This is a genomic window from Arthrobacter terrae (assembly GCF_015708085.1).
Taxonomy (GTDB): domain Bacteria; phylum Actinomycetota; class Actinomycetes; order Actinomycetales; family Micrococcaceae; genus Arthrobacter_M; species Arthrobacter_M terrae.
Genome location: NZ_JADNYM010000010.1, coordinates 43574 through 62269, shown reverse-complemented (window position 1 = coordinate 62269; position 18696 = coordinate 43574). Strand labels below are relative to the sequence as shown.

The window sequence follows — 18696 nt, the reverse complement described above, 5'->3', positions numbered from 1 at the left end:
ATGGGGGCGGAGACGGAGTATGGGATCCATGCGCCGTCGGCTCCTGGAAGTAATGCCACGTGGCTCTCCAGCCAAGTGGTGCATGCCTACGCGCTGGTGACGGGCGAGCGGGCGGCCGGCGGAGCCGAGGCGCGCTGGGACTACACGGATGAGGATCCGCTGGCCGATGCGCGGGGCTGGTCGATGCCGCGGGAGTTGGCGTATCCGTCGCAGCTGACGGATCGTCCCGATGAATTGACGGCCGCCCAGATAGCACTGGAGGGCGGTGAACCGGATCCCGACCGCGATCCGGCCAATCTCGATCCGGAGGGGGACCGGACTGGCCCGCTGATGATGAATATGGTGCTCGGTAATGGCGCCCGGCTCTACGTGGACCACGCCCATCCGGAGTACTCCAGCCCGGAAGTAACCAATCCACGTGACGCCGTGGTGTGGGATGCAGCCGGGGACCAGGTGGTCCTGGCGGCGGTGCGGCAGATAGCGCGCACCCCCGGGCTGCCGGACATCAGCCTGTACAAAAACAACACGGATAATAAGTCCGTCTCCTACGGCAGCCACGAAAACTACCTGATGCCCCGTCAGGTGCCTTTTTCCGACATAGTTTCCGGACTGACGCCGTTCTTCGTCACCCGTGCGCTGATCTGCGGAGCCGGACGGGTAGGTCTGGGGCAGGACGGCGCTGAATCGGGTTTCCAGCTGAGCCAGCGGGCGGATTTCTTCGAGGCGGAGGTGGGGCTGGAAACCACCATCCGCAGACCGATTATCAACACCCGGGACGAACCACACGCGACGGCGGAAAAATACCGCAGGCTGCATGTAATCATTGGTGACGCGAACCTCAGCCAGGTCTCCAATTTTCTCAAATTCGGCACCACATCGCTGGTGCTGGACATGATCGAGCACGGCACGGTTCCCCAGCTGCAGATCCAACACCCCGTTCAATCTCTTCGCCAGGTCAGTCACGACACGGCGCTGGAGGGCCTGCTCAGGCTGACGGACGGACGGCAGATGTCGGCGCTGGATATCCAGTGGATGTTCCTCGATGCCGCCATTGGCCATGTCAGCCGGACCGGCGCCGGCGCAGTCAACGGCGGCGACGGATATACGCATGAAGTCCTGCGGCGCTGGGAGGAAGTGCTCACGCAGTTGGCAGCCGGACCGGCAGCGGCGGCGCGGTCAGTGGAGTGGGCGGCCAAGCTATCCCTGCTGCAGCAGTACCGGGATAGGGATTCGCTGGCGTGGAATGACCCCCGGCTGGCCCTGATAGATCTGCAGTGGTCCGATGTCCGCCCGGAAAAGGGTCTGTATTACCGCTTATTGTCCCGGGGCAGACTCGACCGGCTGGTTTCCGACGAAGAGATCGCACACGCCGTAAGCCAACCGCCGGAAGATACCAGGGCATATTTTCGCGGCCGGTGCATCCAGCGTTACGGCGCCCATGTCATCGGGGCCAGCTGGGACTCGGTCATTTTTGAACTTCCGGGCGAGCGCCGGCTGCAGCGGGTCCCTACGCGGGAACCATTACGCGGCACACGTGCGCTCACCGGCGCCCTGTTCGACCGGCACGCTGACGCCGCAGACTTCCTGTCTGAGCTGCTGGACGCTCCCCGCTAAGACAGGGTTCGTGACAGGATGGCATCAGGACGAACGCTTGAAAGGGGATCATGATGGCTGGTCAGGAACAGAAGAACACTGCCGGACGCACCGAAGAAGAAGAGGCTCACGGGGATTCCACTCCGCCGGCCCCTGCCACGGCGCAATCCACCGCCGCGACGGAGGGACTGGATGACCTTTTGGATGAAATCGACGGCGTGCTGGAATCCAATGCCGAAGAGTTTGTCCGGGGCTTTGTCCAAAAGGGCGGACAGTAAGGAACTCAATGGCCAACATCTCCCGGGAATCAACGGCCGGACGGGTATCCGCCGCAGCAACCTCATCCTTCAGCGAACACCTGGCCCAGTCCCGTCCCGACCTGTTGCCATATGGCATGGGTCCGACGGCCCGTGCCCTGCCGGAGGGGAACCTGCCGGCCGTCCCGCACGCGACCACCATAGTCGCGCTCTCATTCGCCGGCGGCGTGGTGATGGCGGGAGACCGCCGCGCCACGATGGGCTCGATGATTGCCAGCCGGCATATTGAAAAGGTATTTCCGGCGGACCAGTATTCGGTGCTGGGCATCGCCGGTACAGCCGGCATCGCCATTGACATCACGCGGTTGTTCCAGGTCGAGCTGGAACACTACGAGAAGATCGAGGGTACGCTGCTTAGCCTGGAGGGGAAGGCGAACCGCCTTGGGGCAATGATCCGGGCAAATCTGCCGATGGCGATGCAGGGGCTGGCCGTCATCCCGCTCTTTGCCGGCTTTGATGCCGGACGATCCGTTGGCCGGCTGTTCTCCTACGACGTCACCGGAGGGCGCTATGAGGAATTGGAACACCACAGCGTCGGATCCGGATCCGTCTTTGCCCGCGGCGCGTTAAAAAAGCTGTGGCGCCCGAACATGACGGAGGATGAAGCGGTGCGCATAGCGGTGGAATCCCTCTATGACGCCTCCGACGACGATTCCGCCACCGGGGGGCCGGACATGGTGCGCCGGCTCTGGCCCATTGTGTACACCGTGACCCGTACCGGCTCCAGCAAGGTGAGCGAACGCGAGCTCGCTTCTGTTGTCGAGACCGTCGTGGCTGCCCGCGCGCTGCTGGCCCGGGAGGCCTGAGATGACGCAGCAATTCTACGTTTCTCCGGAACAGATGATGAAGGACCGAGCGGATTTCGCGCGAAAGGGGATAGCGCGCGGGCGCTCTGTCGTCGTCATCAGCTGCGCGGAGGGTATCGCGCTGGTGGCCGAGAACCCGTCGCCGTCGCTGCATAAGATCGGTGAAATTTACGACAAGATCGCCTTTGCCGCAGTGGGTAAGTACAACGAGTTTGAAAGCCTGCGGCAGGCTGGAGTCCGGTACGCCGATGTCCGAGGCTATTCCTATGACCGCGAGGATGTCACGGCAAGGGGGCTGGCCAGCGTGTATGCGCAAAGTTTGGGAGCCGTCTTCACCGCCGAACAGAAGCCGTTTGAGGTGGAACTTGCTGTGGCGGAGGTGGGCCGGAACCAAGGGGAGGACCACTTGTATCGGTTGACTTTCGACGGATCGATCGCCGATGCCTACGGATTCGTGGTGATGGGGGGCCAGGCGGAGACAGTAGCGGAGGCAGTCGGCGGCAGCTGGGATGCGTCAGCGGGGTTTGCCGGCACCATTCGTCGGGCCGTTGCCGCACTCGGGCTCGGAACCCCGGCAGCCGCCGGTGAACAGGTGGGCGCCCCGACGAAAAGTCCTGCCGGCAGCCTGGAAGTGGCGGTGCTGGACCGGGACTCGGAGACCAACCGTGGTGTAAAGCGGGCCTTCCGACGGCTCAGCGAGCGCGACATCCTTGGCCTGTTGGCAGAAGAGGCGGCCGGATAACCATGGACAAGCGCATTTTCGGCATTGAAACTGAGTTTGGTATTTCCTATTCCAGCCCGGGATCGCGCCCGCTGTCTCCGGAAGAGGTGGCCCGCTACCTGTTCCGCAAGGTGGTCAGCTGGGGGAGGTCCTCCAACGTATTCCTGACCAACGGGTCCCGTTTGTACCTGGATGTCGGATCGCATCCGGAATATGCCACCGCCGAATGTGATGACATCGCGGCGCTGATAGCCCACGACCAGGCCGGCACGCTTATTCTTGACGACCTGGTGCAGGAAGCGCAGGGCCGATTGCAGCAGGAGGGCTTCGAGGGAAAAATCTTCCTGTTCAAGAACAACACCGATTCTGCCGGAAACTCCTATGGCAGCCATGAGAACTACCTGATTCCACGCCGCGGCGAATTTGCCCGACTTGCCGAGATCCTCATTCCGTTCCTGGTTACCCGCCAGCTGATCGCCGGGGCCGGCAAGGTCCTGAACACCGGGCGCGGCGCTGCTTTTGCGTTCTCCCAACGGGCAGATCACATTTGGGAAGGCGTCTCTTCGGCCACCACCAGGTCGCGTCCAATCATTAATACGCGCGATGAACCACACGCCGATGCCGAGTTCTACCGGCGGTTGCACGTCATAGTCGGCGATTCCAACATGTCCGAGACGACAACTTTGTTGAAGGTCGGCACCGTGGACCTCATACTGCGTATGGTGGAAAAGGGTGTCATAATGCGCGACATGCGGATGGAAAACCCCATTCGCAGCATCCGGGAGATTTCCCACGACCTCACCGGCCGGCAACCGGTCAAAATGGCAAATGGCCGCGAGCTGTCCGCACTGGAGATCCAGCGCGAATTCCTCACCGTTGTCACAGCCTTTGTCGCCCGGGAGGGTGCCCACAACGATTACGTCCCGCAGATTCTGGACCTCTGGGGCAGGGCGTTGGACGCGATTGAGACCCAGGACTACAGCGCTATTGACACCGAAATTGACTGGGCCATCAAGAAGAAACTGGTAGACGGTTACCGGATCCGGAACGGGCTTGGACTGGATTCACCGCGGGTCGCCCAGCTGGACCTGACTTATCATGACATTTCCGCCAATCGCGGCCTCTTTAATATTCTGCGCACCCGTGGATCGGTGGCCCGCATCGTCAGCGACGCCGAGATAAAAGCCGCAGTCGACGTTCCGCCGCAAAGCACCCGTGCCAAGCTGCGGGGGGACTTCGTTCGTAAGGCGCAGGAGGCAGGGCGGGATTACACCGTGGACTGGGTGCACCTGAAGCTCAATGACCGCTCGCACCAGACTGTGCTGTGTAAAGACCCCTTTGCCAGCACCGATGAGCGCGTCGACGCGCTGATCGCGTCCATCGACCGGGAGGCGCAGTGACGCGCTTCTAGCGCGTCGGAACGCTTTTTGAGCGAACACTCAGGTGGGTCCGCTAAACTGCTTTGGAGTTCGGTGTGCCCAGGCGCCGCCGTTCCGAGTACCAATCCCCACCTGTCATCGACGAAAGTGTTTCCGTGCGCCGACTTCTTGCACTATTCCTGCCCGCGCTGCTGCTGCTCAGCGCCTGCGGTGCCGCAGACTCCACAGACGGGGCGTCGTCGACGCCTGCTGTCAGCGTGCCGGCCGCCCATGCTGAGGACTTGGCATCCGTCAAGGTCACACCGGGTGCCAAGGGCGAGGCTCCCAAGGTGGAGTTCGACAAACCGCTGAAGGTCACGGCCGAGTCAATCAAGGTTGTTTCCGAGGGTGACGGCGCGAAAATCAACGCCGGACAGTCCCTCACCCTGCGGGAAATAGATTTCAACGCCGAAGACGGAACCTCTCCGGGCAACAGCTACGCTGACCCCACCGGCGCCCCGTACGTTTTTGACGCCGCGTTCGAACAGAATAATCCGCTTGTTTACAACACCTTCGTCGGTGCCAACGTCGGTTCCCAGATCGCTTATGCCCGGCCTGCGACGCCGGAAGTTCCGGGCAGCAGCGCAGCACCGAGCCAGCCGGCAGCTCCGGCCCAGCTGGTCGTCTTCCTGATCGAGTCGGCAAAAGATGTCGCCAAGCCGTTGTCCAAGCCGGAGGGGGATGCGGTCACTCCGCCAGCCGGCCTGCCTGCGGTCAAGGACGATGACAAGGGCGTTCCACAGATCACGATTCCCACCACTCCGGCCTCGACCTCGCTCGTGGCACAGGATTTGATTGTGGGCAAGGGCCAGGCAGTTAAGGCGACCGACACGATCGTTGCCAACTACGTCGGCGTGACGTACAAGGATGGCAAAACCTTCGATTCCAGCTTTGCCCGCGGTCAGACGGCCACGTTCCCTCTCAACCGGGTCATTCAGGGCTGGACGCAGGGCCTGACCGGCAAGACCGTCGGATCACGCGTTCTGCTGGTCATCCCCAAGGCTCTGGGTTACCCGAATCCCACCGCCGGCCAGCCGGATGGCGATCTCGTATTCGTAGTCGACATTCTCGGCGTTCAGTAACGGCTGCACTTTTTCCGGGCCGCCCCCGCACTCATCCCCCATTATTAGAAGGAGCACCATGTCTTTTGGACAGCGCGAATATGACCGCCAGAAGCCGGAAATCGATTTTCCGGACCACGAGGTCCCCACGGATCTGCTGATTGAGGATCTGATCGAGGGTTCCGGACCTGAGGTCCAGGCGGGAAATACGGTCTCCGCACACTACGTGGGAGTGGCGTTCTCCAGCGGCGAGGAATTCGATTCATCGTGGGGCCGTGGAGCGCCTCTGGACTTCAAGGCCGGCGTAGGCCAAGTCATCCAGGGCTGGGATCAGGGGCTGCTGGGCATGAAGGTAGGCGGTCGGCGCCGGCTGGAGATTCCCTCCGGGCTCGCCTATGGTGAACGCGGTGCAGGTGGGGCAATTGGCCCGAACGAAGCACTGATCTTTGTGGTGGATCTGGTGGGGCTACGGGCCTAAGGCCAAGCCGCAAGGCCCTTGCGGCGTGCAAGGCGGTGTCCCGGTCGTCCGGGGCGCCGCTTTTCTGCGCTGATCTAGTACTCTGGCGGGTGTGTCTGTATCTTCCACTGAACGCCTGATGAATCTGGTAATCGCGCTGCTCGGCACCAAGTACGGGCGCAGCCGCGATTTCCTGCGCAACCGGATCAACGGCTACGATCCAACGTCTTCTGACGATGCCTTTGGCCGGATGTTTGAACGGGATAAGACGCATCTGAAGAACCTCGGGATTCCAATTACCAGTCTGCGGGACCCGCATGGTGAGGGCGATGATGCCTGGAAGTATCTGATCCGGCCGCAGGACTACCGGTTGCCGCAGATCCGGCTGGACCCCGAAGGCCTGGCCGTCCTTTCGCTGGCTGCCAGAGTGTGGGAGCAGGCATCGTTGGGCTCGGCTGCGGCCCGGGCGCTTCGTAAGCTCGAGACGGTGGCCCAGGCCCAGCCGGCGGCCTCGGCGCCGGTGATTGCGACCCGGATGCGCACCACGGAAGCTGCCTTCGATCCGCTGTGGGATGCCCTGCTCAATCATCAACGCGTGACCTTTTCCTATCGGCGCTCTCAGGATGTCCGGACAGTTCAGCGGCAGGTGGAGCCCTGGGGGCTGGGCAACAAATACGGTCAGTGGTATCTGAGCGGACGGGACGTCAGGCGGAGCGAACAACGGCTCTATCGCCTGTCCCGAATCACCTCTAACGTCCGCATTGACCGTAAGGCGACGTTTAGTCGACCGGAAAATTTTGATATGGCAGCGGTCCTGGACTCGTTGGGATCCGGGCCGCTAAGCGAGGCCGTCCTGGAGCTGCCGGACGGACGCGGCCGGCTGCTTCGCGAACTGGCCGCCAGCCATCCAGCGGGTCAGCCAACCGACCCCAAGCCAACCGACCCCAAGCCAACCGACCCCAAGCCAACCGAAACCGGCGAGCCGGCGCAGCGGGAAGGCTGGGACCGTGTCACGGTTCCCTACCGTGAGCCGGAGCTGCTGGCCGACGACCTTGCCGCCATGGGTGCCGCCGTCGTCGTTCTTGCACCACCCGTTCTGCGCGCTGCGGTGCTGCGTCGGCTCAAAGGCGCAGCCAAGATCGCCGCCAACGGCGCTCCGGCGGCCGACTTCTCCCGGCCGCCGGTGCCGCGCCGGCCAAAGCCAACCAGCGAAGACCGGCTGCGAAGGCTCCTGGATCTGGTGCCCTTTCTCGTGCAGAACTCCGGTATCGAAGCAGCCACCGTCGCCGAGGAATTCGGCATCGGTTTGTCTGAGCTGGAGGCGGACCTGGCGCTGCTCTCGGTCTGCGGCCTGCCCGGTTACCAACACGGGGAGTTGATTGACGTCCGATGGGACGAGGGATCGGTCTTCATCCGGGACGCTGACGAACTGGCCAGACCCCTGCGCCTGACACAGCAGGAAGCCTGCGCGCTTTTGGTCGGGCTGGAAGCATTGCAGTCGCTCCCGGACGACGGCGCGCTTCCGGACGACGGCGGCAATCAGACACTGCGGTCGGTGCTGGAGAGCGTGCGGAATATTGCGGGCTCGGACGCCTGGCTTGCGGAGGTGGTGCAGGCCCGGATTACCCCGCGGGCGTCCCTGCCCACGCTGTCCGTCCTGCAGCGGGCGGTCACTGGCGGTGCGCGGGTGCGGATCAGCTACTTTGTTCCCGTCCGCGACGAACTGACGGACAGGGTGATTGAGCCGTTACGGATTTTTTCCCTGGATTCGCACTGGTACGTGGAAGCGTGGTGCACCTCTGCCCACGGGTTGCGCAATTTCCGGCTGGATAATATCCGGACCGCTTATCCCACCGGGGAGGCCGCCGCTGCGCACGAGCTGCCGGTGAACGCGCCGTTGCCGGAAAGCGCCTTTACACCGGGGACTAAGGATCTGGACGTAGTGATCGCTTTGGATGGTTCCGCGCAGTGGGTCGCGGGGGCCTACAGTGCACGGGAGCAGGCCTCCCTGCCCGATGGCAGGACCGCGGTGCGCATCAAAGTGGGGCGGGCTGCGGCGGTCCCCGCGCTGATGGCACGGCTCGCCGGAGGCGGTCAGGTGTTGGAGCCGGCAGATCTGCGGGCGGAAACTACGGCATTCCTCCAGGACGCCGTGGCCGGGTATGCCCGCGCGGCGTCTGCCGGCAGCAACACGGGCGGTGCCGGGGACGGCGACACGGACAGGGACCGATAGACTGCGGGTATGCCTTGGTGGTCGTGGATTGTCATTTGGATTGCGCTGGTCGCGCTGTCCCTTGTGTACCTGCTGCTGCTCGGCATCAGGACGTGGCGCGGGTTTTCAGCAACCCTCGACGCCTTCCACCATGCAGGTGAGGAGCTGACCCGATACCGCGCCGGTGCGGAACAAAAGCTCAGCGCCGCGCGCAGTGCTGGTGAAGGGGACAGTGCCGGTGAAGGGGACAGTGCCCGGGACGGTGACACGCAGGCTGTGGCCCGGGGGCAGGCAACGGGCAAGCTTCCGGGTTGGGCGGTTTTTGCTTCCCCGGATCAAATGAAGGATGATTACACCTCGGCGAAGGCCGAGCGGGTCAACAGGCGCCGCCGGATGCGGGTGGCCCGCCGGAGCGAACGCGGTCAACTCCAATCCTGGCGCGACATCGAAGTGCTGCTGGACTGACGCATTGCAGCAGAGTCCTCTGATAAGACGTAGGATGTACCAAAAGGAAGGGACGTATCGTGGGCAAATTGTTTGAGAACCCTTGGGTTGTTCTCATTATCATCATCGTGATTGTGCTGCTCTTTGCGGCCCCCAAGCTTCCGGGAATGGCCCGCAGTCTTGGCCAGTCCATGCGGATCATTAAGTCCGAGGTCAAGGAAATGAAGACGGACGGGAAAACGGATGCTCCCAACCCCGGTCCGAATGCAGCGCCTATGACACCGCAAGAGCCGCCGGTCGAAGGCAGGATTGTCAACAACCCGCCGCAGGCGGGGGGACACTACGGCCCCGAAGGCCACTACGGTGCCGAAGGTCAATACAAAGGTGACGGCCGGACGCCGGGCACCGGTAATCCCTCCTAGCTAGGGCCGGTGAGCTCAAAGACGGGGCGCAAATCCAATCCTGAGGGTCGGATGGCCCTCAAAGAGCACCTGATCGAGCTGCGCAATCGGCTCTTCAAGTGCGCCATTGCCCTTGTTGTCGGTGCGGTTATTGGCTGGATTTTGTATGACCGGCTTTTTACCGACGTTGCACAGCCGCTGATGGAAATCAGCAAGCAGCGCGGCGTTGTGGCTTCGTTGAACTTCGACGGTGTCTCCACGTCCTTCGACCTGAAAATCCAGAGCGCATTCTTCCTCGGGGCGATCTTTTCGTCGCCGGTGTGGATCTATCAGCTGTGGGCCTTCATCACTCCCGGGCTGACGAGCAAAGAGCGCCGGTACACGCTCAGTTATATGTTCTCGGCAATTCCTTTGTTTCTGGCCGGCATCTGGACCGGGTGGCTGATCCTGCCCAATATTGTTGTTGCGCTGACCTCCTTCACTCCGGTCGGCGGATCCAATATCATTCATGCCACCGACTATCTGACCTTCGTCATGCAACTGATGCTGTTTATGGGGATTGCTTTTTTGGTCCCGGTGGTGCTGGTTGCCGTGAATATGGCCGGAATCATCGCAGGCAGGACGATGCTGAAGGCCTGGCGGATCACCATTTTGGCAGTCACGGTTGTTTCGGCGATGGCAGCGCCCGGCTCCGACGCGTTCTCCATGTTCTTCCTTGGCGCCCCGTTGCTGGTGCTTTATTTTGGCGCCATTGGGCTGTGCATTCTTAACGACAAACGCCGGGCCAGGAAAACCTCCAAGCGGGTAGCGGAAACCGAAGCCACTGCGGATACCGCGACACCTTTCCAGGAACTGGGAACGGATCTGGAGCAGCTATAGCTACCGTAGGCTAGGGATATGTCCTCGCCAGCACAGAGATATCAGGCGGCCAAGGCCCGTTCTGCACGCGCCCGGACCCGGTTGGGTGAATTCCAGCGGACCAACGCGTTCGACCTTGATGAATTCCAGCTGCAGGGCTGTGCCGCTCTGGAGGCCGGCCGCGGAGTTCTGGTGGCTGCGCCCACCGGGTCCGGTAAGACCATTGTCGGCGAGTTCGCCGTTTATCTGGCGCTGGCCCGCGGCCTCAAAGCGTTTTACACCACGCCTATCAAGGCGCTGAGCAACCAGAAATACAGCGATCTTGCCGACAAGTACGGGTCCGAAAATGTCGGGCTGCTCACCGGCGACACGAACATTAATCCGGACGCACCGGTGATCGTGATGACCACCGAGGTACTGCGCAATATGTTGTACGCAGGCTCTGAGGCTCTTGACGACCTGGCCTATGTAGTGATGGACGAGGTGCATTATCTGGCGGACAGGTTCCGCGGGGCTGTTTGGGAAGAGGTCATTATCCATTTGCCCAGCGAGGTGCAACTGGCCTCGCTCAGCGCCACGGTCTCCAACGCTGAGGAATTTGGCGCTTGGCTGGACACCGTCCGCGGGGATACGGATGTGATCGTCACCGAGCACCGGCCGGTGCCCCTTTGGCAGCACGTCATGGTTGGCCGGGATATTGTGGATCTCTTCGCCTCCGACACCCCGTTCGATCAGCTTCCGGACGCCGCCCCGGGTCCGTCAGGCCCCGATCCCTTTGAGGTCAATCCCGAGCTGACCAAGCTGGCGAGATCCGAGGCCGGCGCGGGGCGTGGACGCTACGCCCACGGCGCGGGGCGCAATGGCCAACGCAGGGGCAGACTGCGTGATTCCCAGCTGAGGGACCAGGACAGAGGTGCGCAGGCCGGCAGCGCTGCTGCTGCGGCGCGCGGGCAGCAGCTTTCAGTGGTGCGCAAGGCCAGCCGGACCCAGGTCATTACCGCTCTGGACCGGCAGGGTCTACTGCCTGCGATCACGTTTATCTTTTCCCGGGCAGGTTGTGACGCAGCCGTAAAGCAGTGCGCCGAGTCCGGGCTGTGGCTGACCAATGAGGACGAACAGCGGGAAATCGCCCGCCGCGTCGACGAGGCCTGCCGGGAAGTCCCGGCGGATGATCTTGAGGTTCTGGGGTACTGGAGCTGGCGGGACGGACTAATTCGGGGTCTGGCTGCGCACCACGCCGGCATGTTGCCGACCTTCAAGGAAGTCGTCGAGCAGCTCTTTGTGGACGGTCTGGTCCGGGCGGTATTTGCCACCGAGACCTTGGCACTGGGGGTCAATATGCCCGCGCGCTCGGTGGTGCTGGAAAAGCTGGATAAATACAATGGCGAGGCCCACGTCGCCATCACCGCGGGGGAGTACACCCAGCTGACGGGGCGCGCAGGCCGCCGCGGCATTGATGTGGAAGGCCACGCCGTCGTCCTTTGGCAGCCAGGAACGGACCCGGCCGCCGTAGCGGGGCTCGCATCCAAGCGCACCTACCCGCTCAACTCCAGCTTCCAGCCCACCTACAACATGAGCATGAATTTGCTCGCGCAGTTTGGCCGCCCTCGGGCACGGGAAATCCTCGAATCCTCCTTTGCGCAATTCCAAGCCGACCGGTCCGTCGTCGGACTGGCCAGGCAGGTCCGGTCGCGGCAGGAATCGCTGGCAGGCTACGCGGAGTCGATGACTTGCCATTTGGGGGATTTCAGTGAATACGCGCGAATGCTCCGCGAGCTGACGGACCTGGAGAATGCCGCAGACCGGCAGAAGTCCCACCTGCGCCGTTCGGCAGCGGAAGAGTCGCTGGAGCGGCTCCGGCCCGGGGATGTGGTGGCCGTACCCGGCGGTGGCACACCAGGGATCGCCGTCGTCGTCAGCGCCGATGCGTCAGCGCATGTACCGAGACCGACCATTTTGACGTTGGAGAAGCAGATACGACGGCTGAGTATTCATGATCTGGCCGGTCCGATTGCTCCCGTGACAAAGCTCCGGATTCCGAAGGCGTTCAACGTCAAACTGGCGAAGGACCGACGGGACTTGTGTGCAGCGGTGCGCCATGCTTTGGCTGCATCGAACGAGCGCGCGCCGGAGCACGCCACAGGGGCCGGACGCAGGGCTCCTGAATTCCAGCTCTCCGACGCCGCGACCGGGCAGGAGCGGGCCATTACCGACTTGCGGCGCCGGCTGCGGGCCCACCCGTGCCATGGCTGCGGCGAGCGCGAGAGTCATGCGCGCTGGTCGGAGCGGTGGTGGACGCTGCGCCGTGAAACTGATGCCTTGGAGCGGCAGATTCAGGGTCGGACGAACACGATTGCAAAGACATTTGACCGGGTCTGTGACGTGCTCTGCGGATATGGGTATCTGGAGCCGACACCCGAGGGCGATCTGCGGCCAAGCACCGACGGGCAACGGCTGCGGCGCATCTATGGCGAAAAAGACCTGCTCGTCTCGCTGTGCCTTCGGGACGGCGCCTTGGATGACCTTGACGCTGCGGAGCTGGCCACACTGGTCTGCACGCTGGTGTACCAGGCCAAGCGCGATGATCGGGGGCTGCGTCCGCGGATGCCAAGTGTCAGCTTGGAGACGGCCGTGGACGCGGTGATGCGACAGTGGTCAGCCCTTGCGGATGTGGAGGAGGCCCACAAACTCCCGCTCACCGGCGAACCGGAGCTGGGCCTTGTCTGGCCGATGTACAAGTGGGCCAAGGGCCGCGGACTGAAGGATGTGCTGTCCGGGACGGATCTGGCCGCCGGGGATTTTGTCCGCTGGGCCAAACAGGTCATCGACTCGCTCGACCAACTGGCCAAGGTGCCTGCCCTGAACCCCGCGTTTGCACGGTTGTGCGTCGCCGCCATCAACTCCGTACGCCGCGGCGTGGTGGCCTATTCGGCCGTGGTTCAATAGCGCAGTCCAACGCTTCACCGGCACCTTGTACTTTGCTGATTTCCCTTGAAAGGACCAATTCCCAATGACCCTGACCCTTTACCGCAACGGCTCTGTCTACAGTGCAGCCGACCCGTTCGCCACCGCCATGCTGGTCGATGGCGACACCGTTGCCTGGGTGGGTACCGAACACGCCGCCGCGTCGCTGGCTGATCAGCGCATGCACCAGGTGGATCTGGACGGTGCACTGATTACCCCCGGATTCATCGACTCGCACGTTCATGTCACGGAGACCGGCATTGCGCTGGCCTCAGTCGACCTGACCGCTGCCCGTTCATTAGCCGAAGCGCTGGCCCTGCTCGCCGCTGCGTCCACGGACGCGGTGGCGACCGGAGCCGGTTCCGCGGCCGTGCGGGCCTCTCTACGGGCGGCAGGTTCCGGCGCGGTTCCGATCCGGGGACACGGCTGGGATGAAACGCGGTGGCCGGAAGGACGCCCCCCGACCGCCGACGAGCTGGACCGCGCCACCGGCGGCAGGGAAGTCTATTTGTCCCGCATCGACGTTCATTCCGGCGTCGTGTCATCGGCCCTCGCGGCACGGGCGCGCCTGCACGGCCTGGATGGCTGGCTTGGTGAGGGTCTGGTGGCCCGGAGCGCCCACGCTGCGGCGAGGGATGCCACCCGGACGTTTTCGACGGCGCAGCGGACCGCTTACCAGCTGCGGGCCCTGCATGCCGCTGCGGCGGCCGGTTACGTGGCAGTGGTGGAAATGAGCGCCCCCCACGTAGGCTCGGCGGAAGACCTGCAGCTACTCGCCGGTCTTACCTGCGGTCCAAGGAATCCATCAGGAACACAAGCGGGAGCGGGGCTGGCTCTGCCGCAGGTGTTGCCCTACTGGGGACAGGCCGTCAGCTCGGCCGATGAGGCGCGCAGTGTGCTGGCGGGTTTGGGCACCGAAGTTCTCGGCCTCGCCGGGGACCTGAATATCGATGGGTCGATCGGCTCTCACTCGGCGCTGCTGCGGGAACCGTATGCGGACTCGGCCGGCAGCAGGGGAACCCAATACCTCTCCGTTGACCAGGTCACCGACCATCTGGCTGTGACCTCGGAGCTCGGAATCCAAGGGGGTTTCCATCTGATTGGCGATGCCGCCATGGACATCGCGGTGGAAGGCCTGCGCAGGGCCGCCGCACGGGTGGGGATAGAAAAGGTCCGCGCGGCCGGCCATCGTTTTGAGCATGCAGAGATGGCCGACGACGACGCAATTGCTGCCCTCGCCGCACATTCTGTTACCGTCTCGGTACAGCCGTCCTTTGACGCGCTCTGGGGCGGCCCAGGAGCGCTCTACCAAACGCGGCTCGGTAAAGCACGTGCCGCGACGCTCAATCCCATCGCAGCGTTCTACGCGGCCGGTGTGCCTGTTTGTTTCGGCTCCGACGCACCCGTCACACCGATGAACCCCTGGGCCAGTGTGCGGGCGGCGCTATCGCACCACCAAAGTACCGCCCGTATTTCGGCCCGTGCTGCTTTCCTCGGGCACAGCCGGGCCGGCTGGCGGGCTGTGCGGGAGAGCGATCCGTTGTTGGGCCAGTTGGTACCCGGAGCGCCCGCAAGCTTCGCCGTCTGGGACGTTGCCGAGCTAATGGTGCAGGTTGCCGACGACCGGGTGCAGTCCTGGAGCACGGACCCCCGTGCGCGGACACCGCTGCTCCCGGCGCTGGATGCAGGGGAGGACCCGCAGTGCCTGCAGACGGTGCACCGCGGCGTGCAGCTGCATTCCGTTCCAGGGTTCGGGACCGCAGGGTTCGGGACCGCAGAGCCCGGGGACCGCGGAGTCCCGGGCTGAGACTTCCAGCGGGCAATGAGTACGCCCGGCCGGTTTAGGAGCAAAAATTACCGCAAAATTCCAACACTTTTTGTCACTATTTGTTATTAACCGCTCCCCCTCTGACCTGCGTAAACGTTAGAAACTGCAGGTCAGAGTGCGATTGACACCTCCTCCACAGGACGTAGGCTTTTATCTCAACGGGTTCTTCCGTCCAGAGCGAAAGACTTGGCCTGCATCGCCGCACAAGGCTGCACGGCCTCACACCGCAAAATGAGCACGTCCGTTGTGATGCAGTGTGCCGTGAAAAAACGGGCCCAAGGCGGCCCCAGTAGTGGGTAGGTTCACGCGTCAGTAGAAAACAGTTTTGCGCTCACCGCGACGGTGCGCGCCTGGCTGGCCCGAAGGCGCGTGAACCTACCTGTTTTCTTCCCACGTATAATGGAGCTTTGTGTACGGGGCGCTCAAAGCGCCGGTTCACGGATAGTCCCGAATGCTGGTTCGCCGGCAGATCCTGCAAGGAAAGGCACTCATTAGTGCGTGTCCTCACCATCATTCCTACCTACAATGAACTCGAGTCCCTGCCGAAGACGCTGCGCCGGCTGCGAACTGCGGTGCCCGCATCGGATGTCCTCATAGCAGATGACAACAGCCCGGACGGGACGGGACAGCTGGCCGACGGCTTCGCCGCGGAAGACCCGGCGGTCCACGTTCTGCACAGGGCAGGCAAAGAGGGCCTCGGCGCCGCCTACCTCGCCGGGTTCGCCTGGGGCCTGGCCGCCGGCTATGACGTATTCGTCGAGATGGATGCCGATGGTTCCCACCAGCCGGAGCAGCTTCCGACGCTCCTTGCAGCGGTAGAGGCCGGTGCTGATCTGGTGCTCGGCTCCCGTTGGGTACAAGGCGGCGAGGTGGTCAACTGGCCGTTGCGGCGCAAACTTATCTCCCTCGGCGGGAGCTTCTATTCCCGCGTTTTACTGGGCGTGCGGATCAAGGACATCACCGGAGGATACCGCGCCTTCCGCCGCAGCACCCTTGAGGCTCTTGACCTCAGCCAGGTTGATTCGGTGGGATATGGCTTTCAGGTGGATATGCTCTGGCGGGTGGCCCAGTTGGGACTGAAGATCGTCGAAGTCCCGATCACCTTCGTGGAGCGTGAGTTCGGAGCATCCAAGATGAGCGGCAACATTGTCCAGGAGGCCATGATTAACGTCACTAAGTGGGGTTTGAGCGCCCGGTGGAAGAAGCTGACCGGAAAGAGCTGACTACCAGGCTTAAACAACACTGGGAGGCGGTGACCGTGGTGGTCGCCGGCTCCCAGTGTTTAAGCCCTGATGCCACTGCCGGTCTTGTGCCTTCTCTAGGCGCTGCGGCGTTCTCCGCGGCGCTCCCGAAGGATGGTCAGGCGGTCGGCCAGAATGGTTTCCAGCTCCGGTAGGGAACGGCGTTCCAGCAGCATGTCCCAGTGCGTGCGGACCGGCTTTTCGTTTGAATCCACGGGCTTCTCGCCGTCGACCAGCAGTGCTTCCTTGCCGGTCTTGGAAACCCAGACGGCAGGAATCTCCGCCTCGGCGGAAAACGTCACGAAGACCTGTTCGCCGTCTGTGCATCGGTATTCCACGCGCTGGCGCGGTGCCGGTTCGACACCGGATTCAGTTTCCATGCTCTGGGCACCCAGACGCATTCCCCGCAGGCTGCGATCGCTCATCGTTTCTCCCTTTTCGTGTCCGTTCCCGGTTGATTCACGGGAACTAAGTTCTTTGGGTACAACGCCCGGGCATGCGGCATTGTTCCCAACTGATTAGTCTACCCGCTTGTGTTCCCCGCGTCAGCCCGGTCAAGTCCTACTGCGTTCAGGCGCGCGTAGATGCCGCCGGCGCCGAGAAGTTGCTCATGGCTGCCCTGCTCCGCCAGCGTGCCGTGATCCAGGACAAAGATCCGGTCCGCGGAGACCACGGTGGAGAGGCGGTGCGCAATGGCGATGGTGGTCCGCCCGGCCATGACTGCTTCCAATGCACTTTGCACCAGACGCTCGCCCGTGGTGTCCAAGGCACTCGTGGCCTCATCCAGGATAAGCAGCGGCGGGTTTTTCAACACCACACGTGCAATGGCCAGGCGTTGCTTCTCGCCACCGGAGAGGCGGTAGCCACGTTCTCCGACTACACTTTCGTAGCCGTCCTCGAAGCTCAAAATCCGTTCATGGATATTGGCAATTTTGGCAGCGCGGACCAGCTCGGAATCCGTCGCCGACGGCCGCGCGTACCGCAGGTTTTCCGCAATGGTGCTGTGAAAAAGGTATGTCTCCTGCGTCACCATCCCGATGTTCTGGCGCAGCGATTCCATCGTCAGGTCCTGAATATTGTTTCCGTCAAGCAAAATCCGACCGCACGTGGCCTCGTACAGACGGGGGATCAGGTAGGACAGGGTTGTCTTCCCTGCACCGGATGCGCCGACAAAAGCAACAAACTGGCCGGCCTCGATGTGCAGACTGACCTCGTCCAGGGCCCACGTCACCGGTGCTGAACCCGGAGAGTATGAGAAAGAGACGTTATCCAGCGTCAGTGCACCGCGGACGGTGCCCGGCGTAAGGCTGCGGGCGCCGGAGTGGTCAACGATGGCCGGTTGAAGATCCAAGTATTCAAAGATCCGTGCAAAGAGCGCCTTGGAGGTCTGCACATCCAGGGCTACGCGCATCAGTGAAAGGATCGGCATGCTGATCCTCGCCTGCAAGGTGGTGAATGCGACCAGTGTCCCGGCCGTGATCGGCCAATTTTGGGTCAGCAGCCAACCGGCGCTCAGGTACACAATCGCCGGGGTCACACTCATGACGATCTGGACGGAACCGAAGAACCACTGCCCGGTCATCTGCTGCTTGATCTGCAGTTTGAGCTGCTTGTCATTTTCGAGCCGGTAGCGCGCAGTTTCGCCGGTTTCCTGATTAAAGACCTTGCTCAGCACAATCCCGGAAACCGACAGTGCCTCCTGCGTGATGGACGTCATGTCAGAGAGCGATTCCTGGGTCCGCCGCGCAATGGCTTGACGGACCCGTCCAATCCGGATCTGCAGGAAAATCAGGAACGGCAGGAGGATCAGGGCGACGATCGTCAGCTGCCAGGACAGCAGCAGCATGGCCACCAAGGATGAAATAACGGTAACGGTGTTGGCCAGGATCGAGGGCACCGTGTTGGTCAGCACGCTGGCCACCCCGCCAACGTCATTGGCCAGCCGGGATTGAATCACGCCTGTTTTGGTCCGCGTAAAGAAGGCCAGTTCCATCTTCTGCAGATGGGAAAACAGCCGACTGCGGACATCGGCCATGACATTATTTCCCACGCTGGTCGTTAGATAAGTCCGCCACACGTTCAGAGCGGAAACCAGAATGCTCAATAGAACCATCAGCGCCACCAGCTGCGCCAGGAGCGGCAGTCTCACCCCGCCGTCGTGCGGGAAAAGCGCTTCGTCGAAGGCGCGCTGAGTAAGCAGCGGAACCGCCACACCCAAAGACGAACCCAGCACCACCAGAACCGATGTGCCGGCAAGTTTCCCACGGTAGTCCGTCAGGAGGCCCCAAATACGGCGGCCCAGCTGACCGATTTCCGGACTGTTAAGATCCCCTGGACCGCTCAGGAGGCGACCGCCCCGGCCGCCTCCTGCCATA

At 62.8% G+C, this 18696-nt stretch carries 16 protein-coding genes; 14 read left to right on the top strand and 2 right to left on the bottom strand.

Annotated elements, in window-relative coordinates; translation table 11 throughout:
* The 14 genes from dop to IV500_RS09210 all read left to right on the top strand — a co-directional run bounded on the left by dop (window position 1) and on the right by IV500_RS09210 (window position 16303).
* Window positions 1–1614, top strand: coding sequence for a depupylase/deamidase Dop (gene dop, locus IV500_RS09275; RefSeq protein WP_196396609.1), 1614 nt, complete (start codon window positions 1–3; stop codon window positions 1612–1614).
* A 53-nt stretch (window positions 1615–1667) separates the two neighbouring features.
* Complete coding sequence (locus IV500_RS09270) at window positions 1668–1871, top strand: ubiquitin-like protein Pup (RefSeq protein ID WP_196396608.1); 204 nt, start codon at window positions 1668–1670, stop codon at window positions 1869–1871.
* An 8-nt stretch (window positions 1872–1879) separates the two neighbouring features.
* Complete coding sequence (prcB, locus tag IV500_RS09265) at window positions 1880–2716, top strand: proteasome subunit beta (protein WP_196396525.1); 837 nt, start codon at window positions 1880–1882, stop codon at window positions 2714–2716.
* 1 nt (window position 2717) lies between these two features.
* The gene (gene prcA / locus IV500_RS09260; RefSeq protein ID WP_196396524.1) at window positions 2718–3458 is read left to right on the top strand and encodes a proteasome subunit alpha; all 741 of its coding nucleotides are present in this window, start codon (window positions 2718–2720) and stop codon (window positions 3456–3458) included.
* A 2-nt stretch (window positions 3459–3460) separates the two neighbouring features.
* Entirely contained in the window at window positions 3461–4837 is a 1377-nt protein-coding gene (pafA, locus tag IV500_RS09255; RefSeq protein WP_196396523.1) for a Pup--protein ligase, read from the top strand.
* Window positions 4838–4971: 134 nt separating this feature from the next.
* Window positions 4972–5937, top strand: coding sequence for an FKBP-type peptidyl-prolyl cis-trans isomerase (locus tag IV500_RS09250; RefSeq protein WP_196396522.1), 966 nt, complete (start codon window positions 4972–4974; stop codon window positions 5935–5937).
* 58 nt (window positions 5938–5995) lie between these two features.
* Window positions 5996–6394, top strand: coding sequence for an FKBP-type peptidyl-prolyl cis-trans isomerase (locus IV500_RS09245; protein WP_196396521.1), 399 nt, complete (start codon window positions 5996–5998; stop codon window positions 6392–6394).
* Window positions 6395–6485: 91 nt separating this feature from the next.
* A complete protein-coding gene (locus IV500_RS09240) occupies window positions 6486–8606 on the top strand; it encodes a helix-turn-helix transcriptional regulator (protein WP_196396520.1) in 2121 nt (706 codons plus the stop codon).
* A 9-nt stretch (window positions 8607–8615) separates the two neighbouring features.
* Window positions 8616–9050: a hypothetical protein gene (locus tag IV500_RS09235; RefSeq protein WP_196396519.1), complete on the top strand. Its 435-nt coding sequence runs from the start codon at window positions 8616–8618 to the stop codon at window positions 9048–9050.
* Window positions 9051–9109: 59 nt separating this feature from the next.
* Window positions 9110–9451: a Sec-independent protein translocase subunit TatA gene (gene tatA, locus IV500_RS09230; protein ID WP_196396518.1), complete on the top strand. Its 342-nt coding sequence runs from the start codon at window positions 9110–9112 to the stop codon at window positions 9449–9451.
* 51 nt (window positions 9452–9502) lie between these two features.
* Window positions 9503–10309, top strand: coding sequence for a twin-arginine translocase subunit TatC (gene tatC / locus IV500_RS09225; RefSeq protein ID WP_196396607.1), 807 nt, complete (start codon window positions 9503–9505; stop codon window positions 10307–10309).
* An 18-nt stretch (window positions 10310–10327) separates the two neighbouring features.
* Complete coding sequence (locus tag IV500_RS09220; RefSeq protein WP_196396517.1) at window positions 10328–13234, top strand: DEAD/DEAH box helicase; 2907 nt, start codon at window positions 10328–10330, stop codon at window positions 13232–13234.
* 64 nt (window positions 13235–13298) lie between these two features.
* A complete protein-coding gene (locus tag IV500_RS09215) occupies window positions 13299–15059 on the top strand; it encodes an amidohydrolase (RefSeq protein WP_196396516.1) in 1761 nt (586 codons plus the stop codon).
* A 515-nt stretch (window positions 15060–15574) separates the two neighbouring features.
* Complete coding sequence (locus IV500_RS09210; protein WP_196396515.1) at window positions 15575–16303, top strand: polyprenol monophosphomannose synthase; 729 nt, start codon at window positions 15575–15577, stop codon at window positions 16301–16303.
* Window positions 16304–16398: 95 nt separating this feature from the next.
* On the opposite strand, the gene IV500_RS09205 is transcribed toward IV500_RS09210, so the two are convergent.
* Window positions 16399–16746, bottom strand: a complete 348-nt coding sequence (locus tag IV500_RS09205) for an RNA polymerase-binding protein RbpA (RefSeq protein WP_196396514.1) — start codon at window positions 16744–16746, stop codon at window positions 16399–16401.
* Between the two features lie 98 nt (window positions 16747–16844).
* Window positions 16845–18695: an ABC transporter ATP-binding protein gene (locus IV500_RS09200; protein ID WP_196396513.1), complete on the bottom strand. Its 1851-nt coding sequence runs from the start codon at window positions 18693–18695 to the stop codon at window positions 16845–16847.
* Between the last annotated feature and the right edge of the window lies 1 nt (window position 18696).

What these genes read in the sequence shown, in the direction of transcription:
- IV500_RS09235 (WP_196396519.1), top strand. Translation starts at nt 8,616, where the DNA reads ATGCCTTGGTGGTCGTGGATTGTCATTTGGATTGCGCTGGTCGCGCTG.
- IV500_RS09215 (WP_196396516.1), top strand. Translation starts at nt 13,299, where the DNA reads ATGACCCTGACCCTTTACCGCAACGGCTCTGTCTACAGTGCAGCCGAC.
- IV500_RS09270 (WP_196396608.1), top strand. Translation starts at nt 1,668, where the DNA reads ATGGCTGGTCAGGAACAGAAGAACACTGCCGGACGCACCGAAGAAGAA.
- IV500_RS09200 (WP_196396513.1), bottom strand. Translation starts at nt 18,695, where the DNA reads ATGGCAGGAGGCGGCCGGGGCGGTCGCCTCCTGAGCGGTCCAGGGGAT.
- prcA (WP_196396524.1), top strand. Translation starts at nt 2,718, where the DNA reads ATGACGCAGCAATTCTACGTTTCTCCGGAACAGATGATGAAGGACCGA.
- dop (WP_196396609.1), top strand. Translation starts at nt 1, where the DNA reads ATGGGGGCGGAGACGGAGTATGGGATCCATGCGCCGTCGGCTCCTGGA.
- IV500_RS09245 (WP_196396521.1), top strand. Translation starts at nt 5,996, where the DNA reads ATGTCTTTTGGACAGCGCGAATATGACCGCCAGAAGCCGGAAATCGAT.
- IV500_RS09220 (WP_196396517.1), top strand. Translation starts at nt 10,328, where the DNA reads ATGTCCTCGCCAGCACAGAGATATCAGGCGGCCAAGGCCCGTTCTGCA.
- prcB (WP_196396525.1), top strand. Translation starts at nt 1,880, where the DNA reads ATGGCCAACATCTCCCGGGAATCAACGGCCGGACGGGTATCCGCCGCA.
- pafA (WP_196396523.1), top strand. Translation starts at nt 3,461, where the DNA reads ATGGACAAGCGCATTTTCGGCATTGAAACTGAGTTTGGTATTTCCTAT.
- tatC (WP_196396607.1), top strand. Translation starts at nt 9,503, where the DNA reads ATGGCCCTCAAAGAGCACCTGATCGAGCTGCGCAATCGGCTCTTCAAG.
- IV500_RS09205 (WP_196396514.1), bottom strand. Translation starts at nt 16,746, where the DNA reads ATGAGCGATCGCAGCCTGCGGGGAATGCGTCTGGGTGCCCAGAGCATG.